The organism is Acinetobacter sp. YH12218 (assembly GCF_013417925.1).
Classification (GTDB): Bacteria; Pseudomonadota; Gammaproteobacteria; order Pseudomonadales; family Moraxellaceae; genus Acinetobacter; species Acinetobacter amyesii.
The window spans coordinates 89,530-97,431 of the sequence record NZ_VPDB01000008.1 but is presented as its reverse complement, the minus strand read 5'-3'; the positions used below and the strand labels follow the sequence as shown (position 1 = coordinate 97,431).

Below are 7,902 nucleotides of genomic sequence, written 5' to 3'. Positions count from 1 at the left end.
GAAAATGTATATCGTTGGCAGAAGAAATTATTTAGACCAATTATCAAAAGCTTCATTGATGACTTTATTCTCGATAAAAATCATCTGCTACCACAGAGAATCTTTAAATAATAGTGCGTAAGTCCTATATACCTAAAAATAGTGATTTTTTCCATTTTTTACAGACAATTCAATTAAACATTTATATAAGCAGTCTTGTGAAAAGGAATATAACTTTCACAGCGGGAAAATATTAAAATTTTATGCCCCAAGCAACATTTCATAGACCTAATCGCTATAATATTCAAAAGTTTTAAGTTGTGATTGAACTATGCGTGGTTTATACCTCATTACCAATGATGATCCTATAGAATTGCTTTTAGCCAAACTTGAAGGCGCGATGGCGACTTATGAAGTCGCTGTTTTGCAATATCGCCGTAAAAAAGTGGCAAAAGAAGATCAGGCTTATGAAATTGAATACATGAAAAATATGTGTAATCAGTACAAAGTGCCTTTTGTTATTAATGACGATTTAGAAACTGCAGTTCAATATAGTGTGGGTGTCCATTTAGGGCAAGATGACGGTTCAATTGCTGAAGCTGTAGCACGCTTACCTAAAAATGTTTTGATCGGTCGAAGCTGTAATAACTCTTTAGAACTGGCTGAGCAGGCGATTGCAGACGGTGCAAACTATGTGGCTTTTGGTGCCATTTTTGCAACTGAAACCAAGCCTGAAGCAGGCAATATTGGCTTAGAAACGCTAAAACAAGCCAAAGCGAAACTAAATGTACCTATTTGTGCAATTGGTGGTTTAACTGTAGAGAACTCCGCTGAAGTGATTGAAGCAGGTGCTGATCTTTGTGCTGTGATTAGTGATGTATTAGGTCGTTCAATGTCTGCTGTCAGCAGTCGTGTTTATGAATGGTCTGAGCTTTTTGCTGAACAAGCTTAATTTTTTTAGATTGAATAAGTAGAGAATTTTTATGAGCTTATCTGCTAAGCAAGAACAATTATTTAAACAAGCCAGCAAGCATATTCCTGGCGGCGTAAACTCTCCTGTACGTGCATTCAATGGTGTAGGTGGTACACCGGTATTTATCGAAAAAGCGCAAGGCGCATATCTCTATGACGTAGACGGAAAACGCTATGTCGACTATGTCGGCTCTTGGGGCCCAATGATTTTAGGTCATGCGCAGCCCGACATTATTAAAGCGGTTCAAGAAGCGGCTGTTGATGGTTTGAGTTTTGGTGCGCCAACCGTTCATGAAACGACTTTGGCGGATATTATTTGCGAAATTATGCCGTCTATTGAATTGGTTCGTATGACTAATTCAGGGACTGAAGCGACTATGACAGCCATTCGTCTTGCTCGTGGCTATACCGGCCGTGACAAGATTGTAAAATTTGAAGGTTGCTACCACGGTCACTCAGATTCACTCTTGGTTAAAGCGGGTTCAGGCTTACTCACTAAAGGTGAAGGCGAAGCGACTTCTGCAGGTGTTCCTGCTGATTTCGCCAAACACACTTTAACCCTGCCGTACAACGATATTGCGATGCTGAAAGAATGCTTTGCAAAATTCGGTTCAGAAATTGCAGGTGTGATTGTCGAGCCAGTTGCAGGCAACATGAACTTGGTGAAACCAATTGACGGTTTCTTGCAAGCGATCCGTGATGTATGTGATGAGCATGGTTCTGTCTTTATCATTGACGAAGTGATGACAGGTTTCCGTGTCGGTCTTGGCGGTGCGCAAGCGTATTATGGCGTAACACCTGACTTGACCACTTTAGGCAAGATCATTGGTGCAGGCCTGCCAGTTGGTGCATTTGGCGGTAAACGCGAAGTGATGGAATGCATTGCACCTCTTGGTAAGGTATATCAAGCAGGCACACTATCAGGCAACCCACTTGCAATGCGTGCTGGTATTGAAATGTTTAAACATTTGCGTAAACCTGGCTTTTATGAAACTTTAACTGAAAAATTGGCAGGCTTACTTGCTGGTTTACAAGCTGCTGCAGACGAAGCGGGCATTCCGTTCTTTACCCAGCAAGTAGGTGGAATGTTTGGTATTTACTTTACAGATCAAACTGAAATCACGGGTTTTGATTCAATTTTGAAATGTGATGTAGATGCATTCCGTACATTCTTCCATGGTATGTTACAGCGCGGTGTAAACTTAGCGCCTTCAGCTTTTGAAGCAGGCTTCTTCTCAAGCGCGCATAGCGATGAAGATATTGCATTTACCATTGAAAAGGCGAAAGAAGTTTTTGCCGAAATGAAGTAATTTTCATTTAAAACGGCAAATTCTGCTTTAGAATAAAGCCCGCAGCCTGCTGTGGGCTTTATTGTAGCCGCATGATTGAACGTGCATTGAAAAAGGATTTTTAAATGAAAACCAAGCATTATTTAACTTTGGCGGATGCAGAATTTTTATTAAACACAGCACATGCTTATGCAGTAGAAAATGGTTTTAATGTCAGCATTGCGGTAACGGATGAGACAGGCAATTTGTTAGCGATGAAACGAATGGATGGTGCATCGCCAATGACAGCAAATCTATGCTTAGAAAAAGCCAAATGTTCAGCCATCAGTAAGCGCCCATCTAAATTGTTTGAAGACATTATTAAAGGCGGTCAGATGGGTTTTCTGACCATGGATACCTTTTCAGGCATGCTGGAAGGCGGTGAGCCGATTATGTACGAAGGGCAGTTGGTGGGTGCGATAGGAGTGTCTGGAGTAAAGTCTTTTCAGGATGCAGAAATTGCACAGCAGGCGATTGAGAAGTTTTTGGCACAGGTATAAAACTTCCTTAGAGATTTTTAAGTTTAGCTATATTTAAAAATTCATAGTTTCATAGCCAATGATGCGTCGAACGTGAATAATCACAAAAAAGCTGTTTCATTGTGCTGGACTCTGAAATGGATGATTTTAATAAGATATTGATGCTTATAGGTAAATTTCAAGAATTTCGTAAAAGGTTTATTATGTTAATTGTAAAAATAATTAAAAGTTTAGGAATACTAGTAGAATGCAGCTAATAGAAATAGAACCTTATTTTTGGGAATTATATGAGGATAGCGAAAATATATATCTCAATGTTTTTATAAATATAAGTGCAATTTCTTGGGAGAAAACTATCTGCCTAGATGAACAAGCGATTCAGCAATATCAGACTCAAGGAAAAAGTTTTATTGATGGCTTAGCGAAAAGAATTGAAAGTAGCCAATTTGGAACAGATTATGAAAGATTTTACTCATATGTAGATGCCTCTAAAGAACAGAAAAAGGCAATGCTTCAAGCATTTAAAGAATATAAGGCTTAGCAAAATTAAATCCATTTAATATAATGAAGATTGTACGAAATGTTTATGTTTACATAGGTAAATAGCAAAGAACTTATTACTTTTGTGTATCTACGCTAGCATAAGTTTAATTTATGAATAATTAGTTGACTCATCTCCCATGCTGTACCCAATGCCCAAAAAAATCCAACTTTCACCATCTAAAGCGAAATGGCAACTGTCATCAACACAGTCAGTATTGGTGCTGGTTGGTTTACAAAATTTACGCATGCAGCAAGGCATACAAGATACGCAGTTGATGGAAAATTTGATCCAGCTAACCAATAAAGCCAAAGCTTTAGAGATCCCCATCGTCGATTTATATGGCGATGATTTACTTCAGGGCATGCAGCAGCTCGGTGAATATGCAACAACACACCCGCAGCTGATCTTTACAGGGCAAATCACGCCTATGCTGAAACAGATCTTGCCGCATCTATATAGCGTGACAGAGCAAATCTGTATTATTGATGACGCAATTGTGCTGAATAATCAGGAACAGCATATTCAGTGGGTGGACTCCATGTCAGGCCAAGGTATACATCATATGAGTAGTTATAATTTGATGCGGCTTTGGAATCTGTCAGCACCAACGGAATTCGTTTTGTCAGCCAAAGGCATATTATTGGCTATTGCAGAGCAGCTAGATATGGACGCTTTGGAAATAGATCCCTTAATCGATTTACGCAGTTATGGACTCGATTCCGTTGCCATGGTCAGCTTAATTGGTTTGTGGCGTGCCAATGGTGCAAACATCCGTTATGAAGACTTTTTAGAGGATGCAAGTTTAAAAGTATTGCTAGAAAAATTGCTCAGTACAGACTAAACAAAGCTAATTGGAATTATTTTTGTTCTAAATCGGAAAATACGTCGGGAAATATAGCTTTGTGCATTGTAATTGTTGGCTAAGCTTTTTATTATTGCCGCCTTGTTTTTCGAGATCAGAACTGGATTGAACTTTGAGTAATTTTCTAACCGAACACCTGATACATCGTGACACTGACTTTATGGTCATCCATAAACCAGCAGGTTTACTCACAGTTCCGGGAAAAACAGCAGATTTAAAAGACTGTGTTATCAATCGATTATTAAAAATTGAACCGAATACCTTGCTCATCCATCGTTTGGATCGTGATACCTCAGGTATTTTGGTTTTTGCATTAACCCGTCAAGGGCAAAATCGAATTTCACGCCAGTTCCAAGAACGTCAAACTTCAAAAACATATCAGGCATTGGTTGCGGGTACGCTCGAAGGTGAAGGTACTGTTGATGTACCCGTCGTGTATGACCCAGAACATCCGCCACTGCATATTGCCGATCCTGCACATAATAAGCCTGCACTTACGCATTGGAAAGCCACTGAACATTTTGAGATTCAGGGGCAAGCCGTAACACGTGTAGTTTTAACGCCTATTACCGGTCGATCACATCAGCTTCGCGTTCATATGCAATATTTAGGTCATCCTATTGTTGGTGATACTTTGTATGCAACACCTGAGCAACAGAAGCTGATGCCGCGTTTATGTTTACATGCTGAGCGTTTAAGTTTTAACCATCCTGAAACAGAGCAAACAGTGGAATTTCACTGTCCTGTACCATTTTAGGAAAATCATTTAAATCCCTAAGAATTCTGCTCACTATTTAGTGGGCTTTATGTCAAAATATATTGCTTTATGGTCTAGATTTTTGCTCAAATAACGTTCACAGTTTGAGCATAATATTTTCAGACCGAACTTGAGAAAAAGGTGGAAAAATTGCAGCAGTTTGCTATTGGTCAACGTTGGTTATCAGATACAGAAACGGAACTGGGTTTAGGTGTTCTTATTGATGTTGATGAGCGATCGGTCAGCATTTTATTCCCAAAAAGTGATGAAACTCGTGTCTATGCCCGTCACAATGCGCCTTTATCTCGTATTGTTTTCAATGTAAATGACGAAGTCCAAGACCAAGAAGGTCAAATTTGGATTGTCGAATCGCTTGAAGACCGTGGTGGTGTGGTTCGTTATAACGCGGTACGTAAACTTGCCGATGGTACTGAAGAGCGTAAAGCACTGAATGAAACACGTATTGGTGCAAGTATTCAGTTAGCAAAACCATTAGATCGTTTACTTGCAAGCCAAGTGGACTATAAAGAATGGTATGACCTGCGTATCGAAGCACTGCTTCTTCAAGCCAATATGAAGTCTAGCCCTTTACGTGGCTTAGTGGGTTCACGTGTGGGTCTCATTCCACACCAACTGTATATTGCGCATGAAGTGGGTAAACGTTTTGCTCCACGTGTATTACTTGCTGACGAAGTTGGTCTGGGTAAAACCATCGAAGCTGGTCTGATTATTCATCAGCAACTCAAAACGGGTCGTTCAGAACGTATCTTGGTCTTAGTACCTGATTCATTGCAATATCAATGGATGATTGAAATGCGTCGTCGTTTCAATCTTGAGTTCTCATTATTTGACTTGACGCGTACAGCTTCGATTAAAGAACACGATCCAGACCTCAACCCATTCTTAACTGAACAATGCATTATTGCTAGTGTTGATTTGATGATCGACCATGATGACTTGCGTGAACAAGCGCTTGAAGCTGGTTTTGATTTGCTCGTGGTCGATGAAGCCCATCATTTAATGTGGTCAGAAGAAGAAGGCGGCAATGACCGTTATGACCTTGTTGAAGAACTTGCTGAAAAAACGCCGGGTGTCTTGTTACTAACCGCAACGCCTGAACAATTAGGTGTGGAAAGTCACTTTGCACGTTTACGTTTACTTGATCCACAACGTTTTAGTTCACTTGATCGTTTCTTGGATGAAGAGGAGCAGTATCACCAAACAGCTAAAATTGCTGAAGTGCTGATGTCTGATCTGCCACTCGAAGAAGGGCATTTGGCAGCGATTGAAAGCCTATTAGGTCATCGAATTACTGACGAGCCAGAACAACGATTCCGTGCTATTCATGAGTTATTAGACCGTCATGGTACAGGTCGTATTTTATTCCGTAATACCCGTGAAGCGATTCAAGGCTTCCCAGGTCGTGACTGTCAGCCTGCGCCATTACCTGCACCTGAAAACTGGTCTAAAGATGGCAAGCTACGTGAACAAATGTGGCCTGAAGAAGCGCAGCTTGATGGCTCGTGGATGGAAACTGACCCACGTGTGATGTGGTTGATGGAACGTCTGCGTACAGACCTGAAACACAAAAAAGTGTTATTGATTGCACGCAGTGGTCCAGTGGTTGAGTCTTTAGAAAATGTACTTCGTTTGCATGCGGGTATTCGCACAGCGATGTTCCATGAAGGCATGAGTTTATTAGAACGTGACCAAGCAGCGGCTTACTTTGCGGAAGAGTCATACGGTGCGCAAATTTTACTTTGTTCAGAAATTGGTTCTGAAGGTCGTAACTTCCAGTTTGCATCGGACCTTGTGTTATTTGACTTACCTGCCAACCCAGACGTACTTGAACAACGTATTGGTCGTTTAGACCGTATTGGTCAAGAAAATCGTATTCAAATTCATGTGCCTTATTTGGTTGGTACTGCTCAAGAGCGTATGTTCCGTTGGTATAACGAAGCATTAAATATTTTCTGTAATATCTCGCCGACTGCGCAAACCTTACAAGAAAACTTCATTGTCAATCTGAAAGATTGTTTGTTGGCAGATAAAGGTCAAGAGTTTGAAGATTTGCTCGAAGCGGTGAGTGTACAACGTGAAGCACTTGAAGCTGAACTTCAAGAAGGTCGTGACCGTTTACTTGAGTACAACTCTTGCCGTCCAATTGTAGCGCAAGAAATTGTCACTGCACTTGAAGACTACGACGACAATACAACCTTACCAATGTTTATGAAGCGCTTCATGGCGTCTACAAACATTGATTTTGATGAGCAAAGTAATGGTACCGTGATCATCAAACCTACGGATCAAATGCAAGTTCAAGGTCTGACTTTGGACGAAGAAGGTATGACGGCGACGTTCTATCGTGACCAAGCACAGATTCGTGAAGATGCTCAGTATTTAACACTTGAGCATCCATTCACTGAAAGTGTGATGGAAATGATTAATACACAAAGCTTTGGTAGTACTAACGTTGCTGTATTGAAATCAGCAGCTTTACCACAAGGTTCTGTGTTAATGGAAGTGTGGTTTAAAGTCGATGTCGTTGCACCGAAAGCACTGAATTTGCCGTCAAGTTTGCCACAACAGTTGGTTCGTGTATTACTAAGCGAAAAAGGTCAGGATTTATCGCAAAAAATTGCACCTGAAATTTTACGTCCTTATTTACATCATCTTGATGGCAACAGTTGCCGCCAAGTGGTTAAGGCGCGTCGTGATGTCATTGAACAGCGTTATACGCAAGCGCTTGAAATTGCTCGTGGTGCATTACCGGGCTTTAAACAACAAGCCAAAGAAATCTATGGTAGCAAATGGCAGTATGAAATTGACCGTTTGACTTATTTGAAGCAGTTCAACCCAAGTATTCGTGAAGACGAAATTGCACGTTTACAAAAACTGCAAAAAGAAGGTTTAACACTGCTTGATGGTCTAGCGGTTACACCAGAAGCGATTCAAATTATGGTAGTGGTTAAGCCATAAGT

General features: G+C 40.6%; 7 protein-coding genes and 1 pseudogene. All 8 read left to right on the top strand.

Annotated features, from left to right (window positions below):
• Positions 1–111 (top strand): annotated as a pseudogene (locus tag FTV03_RS04105) (IS701 family transposase); the annotation flags it as partial.
• A gap of 199 nt (positions 112–310) precedes the next feature.
• On the top strand, positions 311–931 hold the full coding sequence (gene thiE, locus FTV03_RS04100) for a thiamine phosphate synthase (protein ID WP_180040098.1): 621 nt from the start codon (positions 311–313) through the stop codon (positions 929–931).
• A 31-nt stretch (positions 932–962) separates the two neighbouring features.
• Positions 963–2,261 (top strand): glutamate-1-semialdehyde 2,1-aminomutase, encoded by a 1,299-nt coding sequence (gene hemL / locus FTV03_RS04095; RefSeq protein WP_180040096.1) that lies wholly within the window; start codon positions 963–965, stop codon positions 2,259–2,261.
• A gap of 104 nt (positions 2,262–2,365) precedes the next feature.
• The gene (locus tag FTV03_RS04090) at positions 2,366–2,779 is read left to right on the top strand and encodes a heme-binding protein (protein ID WP_180040094.1); all 414 of its coding nucleotides are present in this window, start codon (positions 2,366–2,368) and stop codon (positions 2,777–2,779) included.
• A gap of 226 nt (positions 2,780–3,005) precedes the next feature.
• The gene (locus tag FTV03_RS04085) at positions 3,006–3,299 is read left to right on the top strand and encodes a hypothetical protein (RefSeq protein ID WP_180040092.1); all 294 of its coding nucleotides are present in this window, start codon (positions 3,006–3,008) and stop codon (positions 3,297–3,299) included.
• A 139-nt stretch (positions 3,300–3,438) separates the two neighbouring features.
• Positions 3,439–4,143 carry a phosphopantetheine-binding protein gene (locus FTV03_RS04080; protein WP_180040090.1) on the top strand — a complete coding sequence of 235 codons (705 nt, stop codon included), beginning with the start codon at positions 3,439–3,441 and terminating at the stop codon, positions 4,141–4,143.
• A gap of 133 nt (positions 4,144–4,276) precedes the next feature.
• Positions 4,277–4,921 (top strand): RluA family pseudouridine synthase, encoded by a 645-nt coding sequence (locus tag FTV03_RS04075; protein WP_180040088.1) that lies wholly within the window; start codon positions 4,277–4,279, stop codon positions 4,919–4,921.
• A 141-nt stretch (positions 4,922–5,062) separates the two neighbouring features.
• The gene (rapA, locus tag FTV03_RS04070; protein WP_078188819.1) at positions 5,063–7,900 is read left to right on the top strand and encodes an RNA polymerase-associated protein RapA; all 2,838 of its coding nucleotides are present in this window, start codon (positions 5,063–5,065) and stop codon (positions 7,898–7,900) included.
• Positions 7,901–7,902 lie beyond the last annotated feature (2 nt).

Excerpts from the sequence above, each read along its gene's own strand:
- thiE (WP_180040098.1), top strand. The coding sequence starts at position 311 with ATGCGTGGTTTATACCTCATTACCAATGATGATCCTATAGAATTGCTT.
- hemL (WP_180040096.1), top strand. The coding sequence starts at position 963 with ATGAGCTTATCTGCTAAGCAAGAACAATTATTTAAACAAGCCAGCAAG.
- FTV03_RS04090 (WP_180040094.1), top strand. The coding sequence starts at position 2,366 with ATGAAAACCAAGCATTATTTAACTTTGGCGGATGCAGAATTTTTATTA.
- FTV03_RS04085 (WP_180040092.1), top strand. The coding sequence starts at position 3,006 with ATGCAGCTAATAGAAATAGAACCTTATTTTTGGGAATTATATGAGGAT.
- FTV03_RS04080 (WP_180040090.1), top strand. The coding sequence starts at position 3,439 with ATGCTGTACCCAATGCCCAAAAAAATCCAACTTTCACCATCTAAAGCG.